The 16,514-nt window shown below is 60.3% G+C and carries 17 protein-coding genes; 15 read left to right on the top strand and 2 right to left on the bottom strand.

Features of this window, described 5'->3' with window-relative positions; all coding sequences use genetic code 11:
• The first annotated feature begins 50 nt into the window (after positions 1-50).
• The 12 genes from eno (at position 51) to PH547_RS01030 (ending at position 10,866) form a co-directional block, all read left to right on the top strand.
• Positions 51-1,325 (top strand): phosphopyruvate hydratase, encoded by a 1,275-nt coding sequence (gene eno / locus PH547_RS00975; protein ID WP_104822995.1) that lies wholly within the window; start codon positions 51-53, stop codon positions 1,323-1,325.
• A 274-nt stretch (positions 1,326-1,599) separates the two neighbouring features.
• Positions 1,600-1,911, top strand: a complete 312-nt coding sequence (locus tag PH547_RS00980; RefSeq protein WP_104822996.1) for an FtsB family cell division protein — start codon at positions 1,600-1,602, stop codon at positions 1,909-1,911.
• Positions 1,912-2,068: 157 nt separating this feature from the next.
• A complete protein-coding gene (pdhA, locus tag PH547_RS00985; RefSeq protein WP_104822997.1) occupies positions 2,069-3,112 on the top strand; it encodes a pyruvate dehydrogenase (acetyl-transferring) E1 component subunit alpha in 1,044 nt (347 codons plus the stop codon).
• A gap of 18 nt (positions 3,113-3,130) precedes the next feature.
• Complete coding sequence (locus PH547_RS00990; protein ID WP_104822998.1) at positions 3,131-4,501, top strand: pyruvate dehydrogenase complex E1 component subunit beta; 1,371 nt, start codon at positions 3,131-3,133, stop codon at positions 4,499-4,501.
• Between the two features lie 15 nt (positions 4,502-4,516).
• Positions 4,517-5,863 (top strand): pyruvate dehydrogenase complex dihydrolipoamide acetyltransferase, encoded by a 1,347-nt coding sequence (locus tag PH547_RS00995; RefSeq protein WP_104822999.1) that lies wholly within the window; start codon positions 4,517-4,519, stop codon positions 5,861-5,863.
• A gap of 25 nt (positions 5,864-5,888) precedes the next feature.
• Positions 5,889-6,530 carry an SGNH/GDSL hydrolase family protein gene (locus PH547_RS01000; RefSeq protein WP_104823000.1) on the top strand — a complete coding sequence of 214 codons (642 nt, stop codon included), beginning with the start codon at positions 5,889-5,891 and terminating at the stop codon, positions 6,528-6,530.
• A 108-nt stretch (positions 6,531-6,638) separates the two neighbouring features.
• On the top strand, positions 6,639-8,084 hold the full coding sequence (gene lpdA / locus PH547_RS01005; RefSeq protein WP_260303856.1) for a dihydrolipoyl dehydrogenase: 1,446 nt from the start codon (positions 6,639-6,641) through the stop codon (positions 8,082-8,084).
• Positions 8,085-8,139: 55 nt separating this feature from the next.
• Positions 8,140-8,394 (top strand): GlsB/YeaQ/YmgE family stress response membrane protein, encoded by a 255-nt coding sequence (locus tag PH547_RS01010; RefSeq protein WP_104823002.1) that lies wholly within the window; start codon positions 8,140-8,142, stop codon positions 8,392-8,394.
• A gap of 13 nt (positions 8,395-8,407) precedes the next feature.
• Entirely contained in the window at positions 8,408-8,656 is a 249-nt protein-coding gene (locus PH547_RS01015) for a GlsB/YeaQ/YmgE family stress response membrane protein (protein WP_104823003.1), read from the top strand.
• Between the two features lie 36 nt (positions 8,657-8,692).
• Positions 8,693-9,664, top strand: coding sequence for a lipoyl synthase (gene lipA / locus PH547_RS01020; RefSeq protein WP_104823004.1), 972 nt, complete (start codon positions 8,693-8,695; stop codon positions 9,662-9,664).
• A 152-nt stretch (positions 9,665-9,816) separates the two neighbouring features.
• On the top strand, positions 9,817-10,410 hold the full coding sequence (locus PH547_RS01025; RefSeq protein WP_445944988.1) for a P-loop NTPase family protein: 594 nt from the start codon (positions 9,817-9,819) through the stop codon (positions 10,408-10,410).
• Between the two features lie 9 nt (positions 10,411-10,419).
• Positions 10,420-10,866, top strand: a complete 447-nt coding sequence (locus tag PH547_RS01030) for a type II toxin-antitoxin system RatA family toxin (RefSeq protein WP_104825088.1) — start codon at positions 10,420-10,422, stop codon at positions 10,864-10,866.
• Positions 10,867-10,881: 15 nt separating this feature from the next.
• Here the strand turns inward: PH547_RS01030 and PH547_RS01035 are convergent, their stop codons facing one another.
• Positions 10,882-11,379, bottom strand: a complete 498-nt coding sequence (locus tag PH547_RS01035) for a CinA family protein (protein ID WP_104823005.1) — start codon at positions 11,377-11,379, stop codon at positions 10,882-10,884.
• On the bottom strand, positions 11,376-12,596 hold the full coding sequence (locus PH547_RS01040; RefSeq protein ID WP_104823006.1) for a bifunctional 2-C-methyl-D-erythritol 4-phosphate cytidylyltransferase/2-C-methyl-D-erythritol 2,4-cyclodiphosphate synthase: 1,221 nt from the start codon (positions 12,594-12,596) through the stop codon (positions 11,376-11,378). Before PH547_RS01040 ends, PH547_RS01035 begins: the two co-directional genes overlap by 4 nt.
• Positions 12,597-12,816: 220 nt before the next feature.
• On the opposite strand from PH547_RS01040, the gene dusB reads away from it, so the two are divergent.
• From dusB to ntrC, 3 genes are read left to right on the top strand one after another with little or no spacing between them, the layout of a single operon-like run.
• Positions 12,817-13,845, top strand: a complete 1,029-nt coding sequence (gene dusB, locus PH547_RS01045) for a tRNA dihydrouridine synthase DusB (RefSeq protein ID WP_285167277.1) — start codon at positions 12,817-12,819, stop codon at positions 13,843-13,845.
• Positions 13,842-14,996 (top strand): two-component system sensor histidine kinase NtrB, encoded by a 1,155-nt coding sequence (locus tag PH547_RS01050; protein ID WP_104823008.1) that lies wholly within the window; start codon positions 13,842-13,844, stop codon positions 14,994-14,996. Before dusB ends, PH547_RS01050 begins: the two co-directional genes overlap by 4 nt.
• Positions 14,993-16,444 carry a nitrogen regulation protein NR(I) gene (gene ntrC, locus PH547_RS01055; RefSeq protein ID WP_104823009.1) on the top strand — a complete coding sequence of 484 codons (1,452 nt, stop codon included), beginning with the start codon at positions 14,993-14,995 and terminating at the stop codon, positions 16,442-16,444. Before PH547_RS01050 ends, ntrC begins: the two co-directional genes overlap by 4 nt.
• The last annotated feature ends 70 nt before the right edge of the window (positions 16,445-16,514 follow it).

Raw genomic sequence — 16,514 nt, forward strand, 5'->3', positions numbered from 1 at the left:
GACTTAGACAGATTTCAATCGATTTATAACCCAGCGAGCAGGAAGCTATCATGACCGCAATCACCGACATTATCGCCCGCGAGATTCTCGACAGCCGTGGCAATCCCACCGTCGAAGTCGATGTGTACCTGGAAGACGGCAGCATGGGCCGCGCTGCGGTTCCGTCGGGCGCTTCGACCGGCGCGCATGAAGCCGTCGAAGTTCGCGACGGAGGCAAGCGTTATCATGGCAAGGGTGTCGAGAAGGCCGTCGAAGCCGTCAACACCGAGATCTTCGACGCGATCGGCGGCATTGACGCGGAAAACCAGATCCAGATCGACAACATCATGATCGAGCTCGACGGCACGCCGAATAAGTCGCGCCTCGGTGCCAACGCCATCCTCGGCGTATCGCTCGCAACCGCCAAGGCTGCCGCCCAGAGCGCCAACCTGCCGCTCTACCGTTACGTCGGCGGCGCTCACGCCCGTCTGCTGCCGGTTCCGATGATGAACATCATCAACGGCGGCGCTCATGCCGATAACCCGATCGACTTCCAGGAATTCATGATCCTGCCGGTCGGCGCAGATACCCTTCGCGACGCCGTCCGCATGGGCTCGGAAATCTTCCACGTCCTCAAGAAGGAACTGGCATCGCAGGGCCACAACACCAATGTCGGCGACGAAGGCGGTTTCGCGCCCGGCCTTTCCAGCGCGCCGGCTGCCCTCGACTTCATCATGAAGTCCATCGAAAAGGCCGGCTACAAGCCCGGCGAAGAAATCGCTCTCGGCCTCGACTGCGCTTCGACGGAATTCTTCAAGGACGGCAAGTACGTTCTGGAAGGTGAAGGCCGCACGCTGGAATCCGGCGCCATGGCCGAGTACCTCGCCGAACTCGCCGCCAAATATCCGATCATCTCGATCGAAGACGGCATGGCCGAAGACGATTGGGAAGGCTGGAAGATCCTGACCGAACTGACCGGCAAGAAGACGCAGCTCGTCGGCGACGACCTGTTCGTCACCAACTCGGCTCGTCTGCGCGATGGTATCCGCATGGGTGTCGCCAACTCGATCCTCGTCAAGGTCAACCAGATTGGCTCGCTGACCGAGACCCTCGACGCCGTCGAAACCGCGCACAAGGCCAACTACACGGCCGTCATGTCGCACCGTTCCGGCGAAACCGAAGATTCGACCATTGCCGATCTCGCTGTTGCCACCAACTGCGGTCAGATCAAGACCGGCTCGCTGTCGCGTTCGGATCGTCTTGCCAAGTACAACCAGCTCATCCGCATCGAAGAAGCGCTCGGCCCGCAGGCACAATATGCCGGCCGTTCCATCCTTCGCGGCTGATAATGCATACCCCTGAAAATCCGAGGGATTTTCGCAAAGGCCTATTCTGCGTCGGGTAACAATCCGAGTCGCCTTATAAGCCAATAATTTCCAGCTCTTGAACCGCGCCTTAGGGCGCGGTTTTTTGTTGGAAAAATGGCAGAGTCAACGGATGGTTAATCTCTGGCGGCTAGTGTTGTCGTAGATGTTTGATTTAGCATGATCTTATCCGGAAACCCGTTGTGCGGACCTGAGGTCGGGATCATTCTCGGTAGAGCCTTTTGAGCAAGCGAGTATGTGGACAAAATATCATAAGAAGAGAAAGTTCGGCCGTTTCGTTCTCCCCGCTATCACGGTCGCCTTCGTGAGCTATTTCGGCTACCACTGCGTTCACGGCGACTACGGTCTGAAGGCAACCGAGGTTTTCGAGAAGCAGCGCATCGACCGCGGCAAGGAGCTTGCCGATCTCGTCGCCAGGCGCGAACACCTTGAAAAGGAAGTAGCTTTGCTCAGCGATGGCTCGCTGGACAAGGATATGCTCGACCAATATGCGCGCTATCAACTGACCTATTCCAAAGCCGACGAGATCGTTATTTTCAACAAATAGCCGCAATTAACCGAATTTCGATTAATTGCCTTTTTTGTAAGCATATCAATCGCTTGCAAAGAATATGAGCCATGCAATTATAGCATTGCTGTGGCGAGCAATCTTCCCTATGTTACGCGGCACTACAAAACGAGGCTACTCACATAGGGAGGGTTGAATGGCGCCGCGAAAAACCGCGTCCGTTTCCAGCCGTAAGACAACATCCAAGCCTGTCAAAGACACCAATGGTGGTGCGATCGCGGATTTCGACCGCGATGAGGAGCTCAAGGCCTATCGTGAGATGCTCCTGATCCGCCGCTTCGAAGAGAAGGCCGGCCAGCTCTACGGCATGGGCTTCATCGGCGGTTTCTGTCACCTTTACATTGGCCAGGAAGCTGTCGTCGTCGGCATGCAACTGGCGCTGAAGGAAGGCGATCAGGTCATCACCGGCTACCGCGACCACGGTCACATGCTGGCAACCGGCATGAGCGCCCGCGGCGTTATGGCCGAGCTTACCGGACGCCGGGGCGGCTATTCCCGAGGGAAGGGTGGCTCCATGCACATGTTCTCCAAGGAAAAGAACTTCTACGGCGGCCACGGCATCGTCGGCGCGCAGGTCGCGCTCGGCACGGGCCTCGGCTTCGCCAACTGGTACCGCGGCAATGACAATGTCAGCGTCGCCTATTTCGGCGATGGCGCCGCCAACCAGGGCCAGGTCTCCGAAAGCTTCAACATGGCGCAGCTCTGGAAGCTGCCGGTGATCTACGTGATCGAGAACAACCGTTACGCCATGGGCACGTCGACGGCGCGCGCCACCGCGCAGGCGGACTTCTCCAAGCGCGGCTCCTCCTTCGGCATTCCCGGCATTCAGGTCGACGGCATGGATGTCCGCGCCGTCAAGGCCGCTGCCGACGAAGCTGTCGAATATTGCCGGTCCGGCAAGGGCCCGATCATTCTGGAAATGCTGACCTATCGCTACCGCGGCCATTCCATGTCGGACCCGGCCAAGTATCGGTCCAAGGACGAAGTGCAGAAGATGCGCTCCGAGCATGACCCGATCGAGCAGGTTCGCGCCCGCCTTCTGGAAAAGGGCTGGGCGTCGGAAGACGATCTGAAGGCGATCGACAAGGATGTCCGCGATATCGTCGCCGACAGTGCCGATTTCGCCCAGAACGATCCGGAGCCGGATGCTTCCGAGCTCTACACCGACATTCTGCTCTAAATCGGGGAGGGACGATCCATGCCCATCGATATTCTCATGCCTGCCCTCTCTCCGACGATGGAAGAGGGCACCCTTTCCAAGTGGCTCAAGCAGGAAGGTGACAAGGTCACCTCCGGCGACGTCATTGCCGAAATCGAGACCGACAAGGCCACGATGGAAGTGGAAGCCGTCGACGAAGGCACGATCGGCAAGCTGCTGATCGAAGCCGGCACCGAAGGCGTCAAGGTCAACACCAAGATCGCGATCCTGTTGCAGGACGGCGAATCCGCTTCGGACATCTCGACGGCGAAGGCCGCTCCGGCCGCCGAACCGGTCAAGACCGAAGCGCCCGCCGCCGCTGCCCCGGCGCCCGTTCCGGCACAGCCGAAAGCCGCCCCTGCCGATCCGGAAATTCCGGCCGGCACGGAAATGGTGTCGATGACAGTGCGTGAAGCGCTGCGCGATGCCATGGCCGAAGAAATGCGCGCCGATCCGGACGTCTTCGTCATGGGCGAAGAAGTTGCCGAATACCAGGGCGCCTACAAGGTTACCCAGGGCCTGCTGCAGGAATTCGGCCCCCGCCGCGTTGTCGATACCCCGATCACCGAGCACGGCTTTGCCGGTGTCGGCGTCGGTGCTGCCATGGCCGGCCTTCGCCCGATCGTCGAGTTCATGACCTTCAACTTCGCCATGCAGGCGATTGACCACATCATCAATTCCGCTGCCAAGACGCTCTACATGTCCGGCGGCCAGATGGGCGCTCCGATCGTCTTCCGCGGCCCGAACGGCGCGGCAGCCCGCGTCGCCGCTCAGCACAGCCAGGACTATGCGGCCTGGTACAGCCAAATTCCGGGCCTCAAGGTCGTCATGCCCTATACGGCAGCCGACGCCAAGGGCCTGCTGAAGGCCGCGATCCGCGATCCGAACCCGGTCATCTTCCTTGAAAACGAAATTCTCTACGGTCAGCACTTCGATGTGCCGAAGCTCGACAATTTCGTTGTGCCGATCGGCAAGGCCCGCATCCATCGCTCCGGCAAGGACGCAACGGTCGTCTCCTTCGGCATCGGCATGACCTATGCCACCAAGGCGGTTGCCGAGCTCGAAGCCCAGGGCATCGATGTCGAGCTAATCGACCTTCGTACCATCCGCCCGATGGACCTGCCGACCGTCATCGAATCGGTCAAGAAGACCGGTCGCCTGGTGACCGTCGAGGAAGGCTATCCGCAGTCCTCCGTCGGCACGGAAATCGCAACCCGCGTCATGCAGCAGGCCTTCGACTATCTCGATGCGCCGATCCTGACGATCGCTGGCAAGGATGTGCCCATGCCCTACGCCGCCAATCTCGAGAAGCTGGCGCTTCCGAATGTCGGTGAAGTGGTCGATGCGGTGAAAGCCGTTTGCTACAAATAAGGGGAGGGCTCTTCGATGCCTATCAACATCACCATGCCTGCCCTCTCGCCGACCATGGAAGAGGGCAACCTCGCCAAATGGCTGGTCAAGGAAGGCGATAAGATCAAGTCCGGTGACGTCATCGCCGAGATCGAGACCGATAAGGCGACGATGGAAGTCGAGGCCGTCGATGAAGGCACCGTTGCCAAGATCGTCGTTCCCGCCGGCACCGAAGGCGTCAAGGTCAATGCGCTGATCGCGGTTCTGGCTGGCGAAGGCGAGGATGTCTCTGCCGCTGCCTCGGGCGCCGCTGCTCCGGCTGCTGCGGCACCTGCACCTGCGCCGAAGGCAGACACGGCTCCAGCCCAGTCCGCACCGGCCGCTCAGCCGGCGCCGGCCGCGCCTGCGGCTCTCTCGACGGATGGTCATCGCACCTTCGCATCGCCGCTCGCTCGGCGTCTTGCTAAGGAATCCGGCATCGATCTGACTGCGCTCGTCGGCTCCGGCCCGCATGGCCGTGTGGTCAAGAAGGACATCGAAGCCGCCGTCTCCGGCGGTGTTGGCAAAGCCGCTCCGGCGGCTGCTCCCGCCGCCCAGCCGGCCGCTGCTGCACAGGCTCCGGCCGCAGCCGCGCCGAAGGGCATGTCGGACGATGCCGTCCTCAAGCTGTTCGAGCCCGGTTCCTACGAGCTCGTGCCGCATGACGGCATGCGCAAGACGATCGCCAAGCGCCTGCAGGAATCCAAGCAGACGATCCCGCACTTCTACGTCTCGGTCGATTGCGAACTCGACGCGCTGCTGGCGCTGCGCACGCAGCTCAACGATTCGGCACCGAAGTCGAAGGACGGTGCGCCGGCCTACAAGCTCTCGGTCAACGACATGGTCATCAAGGCCCTGGCGCTGGCGCTGCGCGACGTTCCGGATGCCAATGTGTCGTGGACCGACAGCAGCATGGTCAAGCACAAGCATGCCGATGTCGGCGTTGCCGTTTCCATTCCGGGCGGCCTGATCACGCCGATCATCCGCAGCGCCGAACTGAAGACCCTCTCGGCCATCTCCAACGAGATGAAGGACTACGGCAAGCGCGCCAAGGAACGCAAGCTGAAGCCCGAGGAGTATCAGGGCGGTACGACGGCCGTGTCCAACATGGGCATGATGGGCGTCAAGAACTTCGCCGCCGTCGTCAACCCGCCGCATGCGACCATCTTGGCCGTTGGCGCGGGCGAGCAGCGTGTGATCGTCAAGAAGGGCGAGATGGCCATCGCCACCATGATGACCGTCACGCTGTCGACCGACCATCGCGCCGTCGACGGTGCGCTTGGTGCGGAACTGCTGGCGGCCTTCAAGGGCTACATCGAAAATCCGATGGGGATGCTCGTCTGAGCCTTGTCGTCAAACGGAGGCATGCATGACCAAGACCGTTCTGTGTTATGGCGACTCGCTGACATGGGGCTATAGCGCCGAAACGATCGGTCGTCATGCTTTCGAAGATCGGTGGCCGAGCGTGCTGCAAAAGGCGCTCGGCGATCAGGTCCGGATGATTCCGGAAGGGCTGAACGGCCGCACCACGGCTTTCGATGACCATCTCGCCGATTGCGACCGTAACGGCGCGAAGGTATTGCCGACGATCCTGCAGACGCATGCGCCGCTCGATCTCGTCATCATCATGCTGGGCACCAACGACATGAAGCCGGTGATCGCCGGTTCGGCCTTTGCTGCCTTGCAGGGCATCAGCCGGTTGATTCAGCTCATACGCAATCATACATGGGCGTTCGAATATGATGTCCCCGACATTCTGATCGTCGCGCCTCCCGTCATCACCGAGACCGCCAATCCGGCTTTCGCCGCTCATTACCTCGGCGCGATCAAGGAGTCGGCGAAGCTTGCGACGCTCTACCGCGATCTGGCCGACGAGCTTGGCTGCGGTTTTTTCGATGCAGGCACGGTTGCCGTGACGACGCCGCTCGACGGGGTGCATCTCGATGCGGAAAACACCCGGGCGCTCGGTCGTGGCCTCGAGCCGATCGTGCGAATGATGCTTGGACTTTAACTATTTGATTGAGCACGATCTTGCTCGCCGCTTCGGTTCGGCATCGTGCTTCGGGAAAATTAAGGCAGGCTGCGCTTCGATCGGCCGCCAACCAAAGGCAGGAAACATATGGCTGAGAATTACGACGTCATCATCATCGGCTCTGGCCCTGGCGGCTATGTCGCCGCCGTGCGCGCCGGCCAGCTTGGCCTGAAGACGGCGATCGTCGAACGCGAGCACCTGGGCGGCATCTGCCTGAACTGGGGCTGCATTCCGACCAAGGCGCTGCTGCGTTCGGCCGAAATCCTCGATCATTCCAATCATCTGAAGGACTACGGTCTTGTCCTCGAAGGCAAGGTAACGCCGGATGTCAAGGCGGTCGTCGCCCGTTCGCGCGGTGTTTCCGCCCGCCTCAACACGGGTGTTGGCTTCCTGATGAAGAAGAACAAGGTCGATGTGATCTGGGGCGAAGCCAAAATCACCAAGCCCGGCGAAATCGTCGTCGGCAAGTCGACCAAGCCGGTTGTCGAGCCGCAGCATCCGCTGCCGAAGAACGTCAAGGGCGAGGGCACCTATACCGCCAAGCACATCATCGTCGCCACGGGCGCCCGCCCGCGCGCGCTGCCCGGCATCGAGCCGGATGGCAAGCTGATCTGGACCTATTTTGAGGCACTGAAGCCGGATTTCCTGCCGAAGTCGCTGGTGGTCATGGGTTCCGGCGCGATCGGCATCGAATTTGCGAGCTTCTATCGCTCGATGGGTGTCGATGTCACCGTCGTCGAAATCATGCCGACCATCATGCCAGTCGAAGACGCCGAAGTCTCCGGCATCGCCCGCAAGCAGTTGGAAAAGCGCGGCCTGAAGATCTTCACCAAGACGAAAGTCACCAAGGTCGACAAGGCTGCGAACAGCATCACCGCGCACATCGAGACCGAGGACGGCAAGGTACAGCAGATCACGGCTGACCGCATGATCTCCGCCGTCGGCGTGCAGGGCAACATCGAAAATCTTGGCCTGGAAGCGCTCGGCGTGAAGACCGATCGCGGTTGCGTCGTCATCGACGGCTACGGCAAGACCAATGTGCCGGGCATCTATGCGATCGGCGACGTCGCCGGTCCGCCGATGCTGGCGCACAAGGCCGAGCATGAGGGCGTGGTCTGCATCGAGAAGATCGCCGGCCTGCCGAACGTGCATCCGACCGACAAGAGCAAGGTGCCGGGCTGCACCTATTGCCAGCCGCAGGTCGCCTCTGTCGGCCTGACGGAAGCCAAGGCAAAAGAACTCGGCCGCGACATTCGCGTCGGCCGCTTCCCGTTCACCGCCAACGGCAAGGCGATCGCGCTTGGCGAGGACCAGGGCCTCTGCAAGGTCATCTTCGACAAGAAGACCGGCGAACTGCTCGGCGCGCATATGGTCGGCGCCGAAGTCACCGAACTGATCCAGGGCTTCGTCGTCGCCATGAACCTGGAGACGACGGAAGAGGAACTGATGCACACGATCTTCCCGCATCCGACCGTTTCGGAAACGATGAAGGAAGCCGTGCTGGACGCTTACGGACGCGTGCTCAACGCTTGATAATCTCCTGGCTCGCCCTTTATCCAGAGGGTGGAAAACAGGAAAGGAAATCAATATGTCTATCACTACGGAAGGTTGGGTCGTCTTTCTTCTTATCGGTCTGGTCGCGGGCTTTCTCGCGAGCCTGGTCGTCGGTGGAGGCGGGCTCATCAGTTGCCTGGTGAGCGGCGTGATTGGTGCTTTCGTGGGCGGTTTCCTGTTCCATTATTTTGGGATTTCGCTCGGCATTGAAAATGCACTGGTGGTGGAAATCATCCATGCCACCGTCGGTGCGATCATCGTGGTGCTATTGGCGAGATTAATCGCCTGAGATCGGGGATGTGATGGAAAGTGTCGGCTGGCTGGGTCTGGTCATCATCGGCGGTCTCGCGGGCTGGCTTGCGGGAAAGCTGATGGAGGTGCGCTACGGCATCATCCTCAACATCGTGCTTGGCATTGCCGGCTCGGTCGTTGCCGCTGCCATTTTGGTGCAATTGCATGTCGGCGTGCCCGGCGGCCGGATCGGCTATTTCGTCACCGGTTTCATTGGTGCGTGCATTCTGATATTTCTCGCCAAACTCGTCCGGCGATGAATGGGCCGCGACTGAGCGGCGGAAAGTAGACATTTCATGGTCACGATTCTCGACACGATCAATCCAGACGCAAAGCGGGTCAGGCATCCGGAAAAGGCGCATCGGCCGGATACGGAAGTCCTGCGCAAGCCGGATTGGATCCGTGTCAAGGCGCCGACATCGAAGGGCTATGCCGAGACCCGCTCGATCGTGAAGGAACACAAGCTCGTCACGGTTTGCGAAGAGGCCGGCTGCCCGAACATCGGCGAATGTTGGGACAAGAAGCACGCCACCTTCATGATCATGGGCGAGATCTGTACCCGCGCTTGTGCCTTCTGCAACGTCTCTACCGGCAAGCCGAACGCGCTCGATATGGCCGAGCCTGAAAACGTCGCCAAGGCCGTCAAGGAAATGGGCCTCAGCCACGTCGTCATCACCTCCGTCGATCGCGACGATCTGGAAGACGGCGGCGCCGAGCACTTCGAAAAGGTGATCTGGGCGATCCGCGCCGCTTCGCCGACAACGACAATCGAAATCTTGACGCCGGACTTCCTGAAGAAGCCGGGCGCATTGGAGCGCGTCGTCGCCGCCAAGCCGGACGTCTTCAATCACAATATGGAAACCGTCGCCGGCAACTATCTGACCGTACGTCCCGGCGCCCGCTATTTCCACTCGATCCGCCTGCTGCAGCGGGTCAAGGAACTCGATCCGACCATGTTTACCAAGTCCGGCATCATGGTCGGTCTCGGTGAAGAGCGCAATGAAGTGCTGCAGTTGATGGATGATCTCAGGACGGCCGATGTCGACTTCCTGACCATCGGCCAGTATCTGCAGCCGACACGCAAGCATCATCAGGTCATGAGCTTCGTCACGCCGGATGAATTCAAGTCCTACGAGACGGTTGCCTATACCAAGGGCTTCCTCATGGTCGCCTCCAGCCCGCTCACCCGCTCTTCCCATCACGCCGGCGACGATTTCGCCCGGCTGCGGGCTGCCCGCGAGAAGAAGGTTCTGCTGGCCGCAGAGTAAAATACAAGTCTCTTGCCTTTTGAACGAACCGCGGCGATTGTGCCGCGGTTTTTCGTTCGCGCCGTCACCTGTTCGTCATTGGAGCGGCCTAAGGGACACGCCGCCGTTTGTTACCGGTTTCGGCGCTTTAGAATCGACTATGGAGCTGGACCGTGGAGCAGATCGTCGCGCCGCAGGCGCTCCCTTATGCCGTCGATATAGAGACGGCAGTGTCTATTCTCAGAAGTGCCAACCGGATTCTCGTCATCGGCTGTTCCGGTGGAGGCAAGTCGACGCTGGCGCAGAAGATCGTTGTTTGCCTGGACTTGCCTTACGTCTCAATGGATCGGGAGTTTTTCTGGCTGCCTGGCTGGATGAAGAGAGACAAAGCGGAAGAGCGCAATCTAATTGCGGGGAAAGTCGCAGAGGATCGCTGGCTGATTGATGGGACAGGGCCGTCAAGCTTCGATCTGAGATTACCGCGGACCGAGCTTGTTCTTTGGGTGCGTATGCCGCGCTGGCTATGTATGTGGGGGGCTCTATCGAGAGCGTTGCGATGGCTGGGACGGTCGCGCCCCGATATGGCGCCGGGTTGTCCAGAGCGCATCGATTGGGAGTTCCTGCGTTACATATGGGATTGGGAGCGGAAATTTGCGCCGAAAGTGCTCGCGGGCCTCATCGAACACGGCCCCGATGTGCCTGTTCTGCAGCTAAAATCCCGCGGCGAAATGCGTCAGCTTCTTGATCTTCTGAACCGTCCTGCTTAATTGCCGCTCATGCCTCAGTTCGAAACGCACCGCCCCGTCCCACACTCGCCTGAACAGATGTTCGACCTCGTCGCCGATGTCGAGCGCTATCCGGAATTCCTGCCGCTTTGCGAGGCGCTGATTGTCCGCAATCGCAAGGAGCGCGACGGCAAGATCCTGCTGATTGCCGATATGACTGTCGGCTACAAGGCGATCCGCGAGACCTTTACGACGCAGGTGCTGCTCAACAAGCCGGAACGGGCGATCGACGTGAAATATATCGACGGGCCGTTCAAATATCTCGACAATCGCTGGCGCTTCACGCCATCGGAAAACGGCGGCTGCAGCATTGATTTCTTCATCGACTATGAGTTCAAGAGCCGCATCCTCGGCGCCCTGATGGGGTCGATGTTCGATCGCGCTTTCCGTATGTTCACGGATGCCTTCGAGACACGCGCGAAGAAGATCTACGCCTGAGGCGGGAGTTAGGCATTACTTGCCGAGAGTGATCAGCATTTCCAATGCGGTCTTCAAGGTGGCGAGCCGAACCTTGTCGCGGCCGATATCGCCATAGCGCATTTCATGATGGATGAGTGCGCCGTTACGCGCCTTGGCGGCGAGGTGGACCAGCCCCACGGGCTTTTCCGCAGAGCCGCCAGCGGGTCCGGCAACACCGGTGACTGCGACGGCAAAGTCAGCCCGGGAGCGGAAAAGGGCGCCATGCACCATCTGCAGCGCCGTCTCCCTGGAAACAGCACCGAACTGCACGAGCGTCTGCTCCTGCACGCCGAGCATGTCCATCTTCGCCGTATTCGTATAGGTCACGAAGCCGCGGTCGACGACGGCTGAGGAACCGGGAATTTCCGTCAAAGCGCCCGCGATCAGCCCGCCGGTGCAGGATTCCGCCGTGGCGACCATCCAGCCTTTGGCGGCGAAATCGGTGATGATGCCCTGGGCGAGCGCGAGAATATCGTCGGGAAAATGCGTCATGCCTTGCCTCCGCGATAAACCACCGTTGCCGTCGCGATAGCTGCGATGCCCTCGCGGCGGCCAACGAAGCCGATCTTTTCGTTTGTGGTCGCCTTCACCGAGCAGCGCTCCAGGCTGATTCCCAGGAACTCGGCGAGTTTCGCGCGCATCGCCTCACGGTGCGGTCCGACCTTCGGCGCTTCGGCAATCAACGAGATATCGGCATTCATGATGGTGCCGCCGTGATCGCGCACGATCTTTGCCGCATGTTCGATGAAGATGCGGGAGGGGGCGCCCTTCCATTGCGGATCGGAGGGCGGAAAATGGTCGCCTATATCGCCGGCGCCACAGGTGGCGAGCAAGGCGTCCGTCAGCGCGTGCAGGGCGACATCGGCGTCGGAATGGCCCTTCAGCTTTTGGTCATGCGAAATGAAGACGCCGCAAAGTGTTACGCCGTCGCCCGGCTCGAGCTGGTGGACATCGTAGCCGTTGCCAGTGCGCACATCCGGCAGCAGGCCTGCGGAAAGCTTTTCATCGGCCATGGCGATATCCCTTTTGATCGTCAATTTCACATTGTCCGAACTGCCGGCAACGAGCGTCACCGGCAGGCCGTTCCATTCGGCGATCGCGGCATCGTCGGTGAAATCCGTCTTATTCTCGGCGGCGGCTTTTTCATGCGCCGCTAGAATATCGGCGTATCGGAAAGACTGCGGTGTCTGCGCGGCGTAAAGGCCCGAGCGGGGTACGGTTTCGGTTACTAGTCCAGCCGCATCGGCCCGTTTCAGCGTATCCGTCACGGGCATGGCAGGCAGCACGGCAGGTGCACCGGCAGCCAGCGCGGCGGCGACGCGATCGAGCAGATCATGGTCGAAGAAGGGGCGTACGGCATCATGGATCATGACATGCGTGACGCCGGCATTTTCCAGTTTCCGCAACCCCGCAAGCACCGATTGCTGACGGGACACGCCGCCAAAAGCAATCTCGACCTCGGACGAATCGGCAGCCTGTTGCAGCGCGGCTTGGAGCAATGTCTCGTCGTCGCGATGAATGACAACCACGATCTTTGCCGCCTGCGGCCATGTCACGAATTTTTCAAGCGTATGCGCAATAACCGACCGGCCGCCGATCGGGCGATATTGCTTCGGACCTTCTTCGGGCGATCCCGCCCGCTCGCCACGTCCGGCTGCAACGATCACGATTCCGATCGACATCGGTTGCAATGAGTGCATTTGCGTCATAAACCCCCAGGGATGAAAGGCTTTCGCTCCGGCATGATCCCCAAAAGTGTGAAGCGGTTCTTGGGTAGGATCATGATAAGCAGATCGCCAAAGCGGGATCTCGCTCCAGCAGGGTCTATCGCCTCGAATGGGTATTTTCCAGCATTTGCCCAAAAAATATCGGCGTTCTCCGAAACCTCTTGGCAAGCTTCGCAAGACTGTCTAAAAATAGTGCAAATATATGGTGTGCCTGAAAGATAATCATTTGTTTCCGTCCGAGCTTGCAGCCCCATTTTCCATCGGCCCAGTGCCCATCCGCAATCGCGTGATCCTCGCGCCGATGTCGGGGGTCACCGATTTGCCTTTCCGGCAGCTCGCCTTGCGCTATGGGGCCGGCCTGGTCGTGACGGAAATGGTCGCCAGCCGTGAATTGGTGCAGGACACGGCGGAATCCTGGGCGCGCCTGAGAAGTGCCGGCCTGAAGCCGCATATGGTGCAACTGGCCGGCCGCGAGGCGCATTGGATGGCCGAGGCGGCGAAAATTGCCGCCGACAATGGCGCTGACATCATCGACATCAATATGGGATGCCCGGCCAAGAAGGTCATCGGCGGCTATTCCGGCTCGGCGCTGATGCGCGATCCGGATCACGCGCTGAGCCTGGTCGAGGCGACGGTTAAGGCGGTCGATATTCCTGTGACGCTGAAGATGCGGCTCGGCTGGGACGAAAATACCATCAACGCGCCGCATATCGCCCGCCGAGCCGAGGAAGCTGGAATCCAGCTCGTGACCATCCACGGTCGCACGCGCATGCAGTTCTACGAGGGCAGGGCGGATTGGGATGCGATCCGCGCCGTTCGCGATGTCGTCTCCATTCCACTGGTCGCCAACGGCGATGTCGACACGTCTGAGGATGTGCTTGAGATACTTCGCCGCTCCGGCGCTGATGCGGTCATGGTCGGTCGCGGCTGTCAGGGGCGGCCGTGGCACGCGGGCGTGCTTGCCGGCCATCGCCACCCGGACCGCAGCGAGATCGCCGATATCGCCTTGGAGCATTATCAGATGATGCTCGCGTTCTATGGCGAAGCCGTTGGCATTCGCCATGCCCGTAAACATCTCGGCTGGTATCTGGACCGTTACGCTCCCACCATAACAGGCGCTGAAAAGGCAGGGATCATGACTTCGAAAGACAGCCGGGAAGTGGCGGCATTGTTCCATGCGGCTCTGCGGACCGCGTCCGATCTCGCCCAAGGCGTCCAGGAGGCCGCATGAGTTCCAAATCCGATTCCGGAGCCGCGGATCACATGGGCAGCGTGGCCATGGCCGTTCTCAACGCGATCCAGAACCCGGTCGTGATGGTCAACGAGGCCGGCCTGATCGCCTTTGCTAACTGGGAGGCCGAAGCCTTTTTCGGCGCCAGCGCCTCTCATCTGTCGCGCTATGAGATTTCCACCTTCATTCCCTTCGGCAGTCCGCTGCTGGCGCTGATCGATCAGGTGCGCGAACGCCGCGGCCCGGTCAACGAATATCGCGTCGATCTCAGCTCGCCGCGTCTCGGCCAGGACAAGCTCGTGGACATTTATGTCGCGCCGGTTTCGAGCGAACCCGGCTCTGTGGTGATCGTCTTTCAGGAACGGTCGATGGCCGACAAGATCGACCGGCAATTGACGCACCGTGCCGCCGCCCGTTCGGTAACTGGTCTTGCGTCGATGCTGGCGCATGAGATCAAAAACCCGCTTTCCGGCATCCGCGGTGCGGCCCAATTGCTCGAACAATCGGTGGAGGATGATGATCGCGGGTTGACGCGCCTCATCTGCGACGAGACCGATCGCATCGTCTCGCTGGTCGACCGCATGGAGGTCTTTTCCGATGAGCGTCCGATCGACCGTGTGCCGGTCAACATCCATTCCGTCCTTGATCACGTGAAGGCGGTCGCCAAGGCCGGTTTTGCGCGCAATATCAAAGTCACCGAGAATTATGACCCGTCATTGCCGGCTGTTTATGCCAATAGAGACCAGCTCGTGCAGGTCTTTCTCAATCTGGTGAAGAATGCTGCCGAAGCCATCGGCGATCGGCCGGATGGCGAGATCATGCTGACGACGGCCTATCGCCCGGGTATCCGCCTTTCCGTGGCCGGCACGCGCGAAAAGATTTCGCTGCCGCTGGAATTCTGCGTGATCGACAACGGCCCGGGCGTGCCCTCCGATCTTCTGCCGCATCTCTTCGATCCGTTCATCACGACGAAGACGAACGGGACCGGCCTCGGCCTCGCGCTGGTCGCCAAGATCATCGGCGATCATGGCGGCATCGTCGAATGCGATAGCCAGAATCACCGCACCACTTTCCGCGTCCTGATGCCGGCCTCCAAAGGCATCACGCTTGAAGATGCTCCTCTTCCGAACTCCACAGGGACTACTCGATGACAGCTACGATCCTTGTCGCCGATGACGATGCGGCCATCCGCACCGTGCTCAATCAAGCCTTGAGCCGCGCGGGTTATGATGTGCGCATCACATCCAATGCCGCCACGCTCTGGCGTTGGGTTTCCGCCGGCGAAGGCGACCTCGTTGTAACCGACGTCGTGATGCCTGACGAAAACGCCTTCGATCTGTTGCCGCGTATCAAGAAGGCGAGGCCGGAGCTGCCCGTTCTGGTCATGAGTGCGCAGAATACCTTCATGACGGCGATCAAGGCCTCTGAAAAGGGCGCTTATGATTATCTGCCGAAGCCCTTCGACCTGACGGAGCTGATCGCCATTATCGGCCGCGCTTTGTCCGAACCGAAGCGCAAGCCCGCCAAGCTCGACGACGACATACAGGACGGAATGCCGCTGGTCGGCCGCTCTGCCGCCATGCAGGAAATCTACCGTGTGCTGGCGCGTCTGATGCAGACCGATCTGACGCTGATGATCACCGGCGAATCCGGCACCGGCAAGGAGCTCGTCGCCCGCGCGCTGCATGATTACGGCAAGCGCCGCAATGGCCCCTTCGTCGCCATCAACATGGCGGCAATCCCGCGCGACCTGATCGAATCGGAATTGTTCGGTCATGAGAAGGGCGCCTTCACCGGCGCGCAGACGCGCTCGACCGGTCGCTTCGAGCAGGCCGAGGGCGGCACGCTGTTTCTCGACGAAATCGGCGATATGCCGATGGACGCTCAGACCCGTCTGCTGCGCGTCCTGCAGCAGGGCGAATATACGACCGTTGGCGGCCGTACGCCGATCCGCACCGACGTCCGTATCGTTGCCGCCACCAACAAGGATTTGAAGCAGGCGATTAATCAGGGCCTCTTCCGCGAGGACCTCTATTACCGCCTCAACGTCGTGCCGCTGCGCCTGCCGCCGCTGCGCGATCGTGCTGAGGATATTCCCGATCTCGTCCGCCATTTCGTTCAGCAGGCTGAGAAAGAGGGGCTGGGCTCCAAGCGTTTCGACCAGGAAGCTCTGGAACTGATGAAGGCCTATCCCTGGCCTGGCAACGTGCGTGAGCTGGAAAATCTTATCCGTCGGCTGATGGCGCTCTATCCGCAGGATGTCATCACCAAGGAGATCATCGATGCCGAGCTGCGGGCTGATGTGCCCGACAGTCCGATCGAAAAAGGCCCGGTCCGCACGGGGAATATGACCATCGCCCAGGCGGTCGAGGAGAATATGCGCACCTATTTCGCGAGCTTCGGCGACAATCTGCCGCCGCCCGGGCTCTATGATCGCATCCTCACCGAAATGGAATATCCGCTGATCCTTGCGGCATTGACCGCAACCCGCGGCAATCAGATCAAAGCCGCCGATCTGCTCGGTCTCAACCGCAATACACTGCGCAAAAAGATCAGAGAACTGGGTGTTTCCGTCTATCGAAGCTCCCGGACGGCTTGACAATGTGATCGGATGCGTTGCATTTTCGCCACAATGCGTTGCTTAAAGGTCACGCAGCCGGTTCACTGTT

This window comes from Rhizobium cerradonense, assembly GCF_030182455.1.
Classification (GTDB): Bacteria; Pseudomonadota; Alphaproteobacteria; order Rhizobiales; family Rhizobiaceae; genus Rhizobium.

What these genes read in the sequence shown, in the direction of transcription:
- PH547_RS00980 (WP_104822996.1), top strand. Translation starts at nt 1,600, where the DNA reads ATGTGGACAAAATATCATAAGAAGAGAAAGTTCGGCCGTTTCGTTCTC.
- PH547_RS01040 (WP_104823006.1), bottom strand. Translation starts at nt 12,596, where the DNA reads ATGACGCAAATGCACTCATTGCAACCGATGTCGATCGGAATCGTGATC.
- PH547_RS01050 (WP_104823008.1), top strand. Translation starts at nt 13,842, where the DNA reads ATGAGTTCCAAATCCGATTCCGGAGCCGCGGATCACATGGGCAGCGTG.
- lipA (WP_104823004.1), top strand. Translation starts at nt 8,693, where the DNA reads ATGGTCACGATTCTCGACACGATCAATCCAGACGCAAAGCGGGTCAGG.
- ntrC (WP_104823009.1), top strand. Translation starts at nt 14,993, where the DNA reads ATGACAGCTACGATCCTTGTCGCCGATGACGATGCGGCCATCCGCACC.
- PH547_RS01000 (WP_104823000.1), top strand. Translation starts at nt 5,889, where the DNA reads ATGACCAAGACCGTTCTGTGTTATGGCGACTCGCTGACATGGGGCTAT.
- PH547_RS01010 (WP_104823002.1), top strand. Translation starts at nt 8,140, where the DNA reads ATGTCTATCACTACGGAAGGTTGGGTCGTCTTTCTTCTTATCGGTCTG.
- eno (WP_104822995.1), top strand. Translation starts at nt 51, where the DNA reads ATGACCGCAATCACCGACATTATCGCCCGCGAGATTCTCGACAGCCGT.
- PH547_RS01015 (WP_104823003.1), top strand. Translation starts at nt 8,408, where the DNA reads ATGGAAAGTGTCGGCTGGCTGGGTCTGGTCATCATCGGCGGTCTCGCG.
- dusB (WP_285167277.1), top strand. Translation starts at nt 12,817, where the DNA reads ATGGTGTGCCTGAAAGATAATCATTTGTTTCCGTCCGAGCTTGCAGCC.
- PH547_RS01035 (WP_104823005.1), bottom strand. Translation starts at nt 11,379, where the DNA reads ATGACGCATTTTCCCGACGATATTCTCGCGCTCGCCCAGGGCATCATC.
- PH547_RS00995 (WP_104822999.1), top strand. Translation starts at nt 4,517, where the DNA reads ATGCCTATCAACATCACCATGCCTGCCCTCTCGCCGACCATGGAAGAG.
- PH547_RS01030 (WP_104825088.1), top strand. Translation starts at nt 10,420, where the DNA reads ATGCCTCAGTTCGAAACGCACCGCCCCGTCCCACACTCGCCTGAACAG.
- pdhA (WP_104822997.1), top strand. Translation starts at nt 2,069, where the DNA reads ATGGCGCCGCGAAAAACCGCGTCCGTTTCCAGCCGTAAGACAACATCC.
- PH547_RS00990 (WP_104822998.1), top strand. Translation starts at nt 3,131, where the DNA reads ATGCCCATCGATATTCTCATGCCTGCCCTCTCTCCGACGATGGAAGAG.
- lpdA (WP_260303856.1), top strand. Translation starts at nt 6,639, where the DNA reads ATGGCTGAGAATTACGACGTCATCATCATCGGCTCTGGCCCTGGCGGC.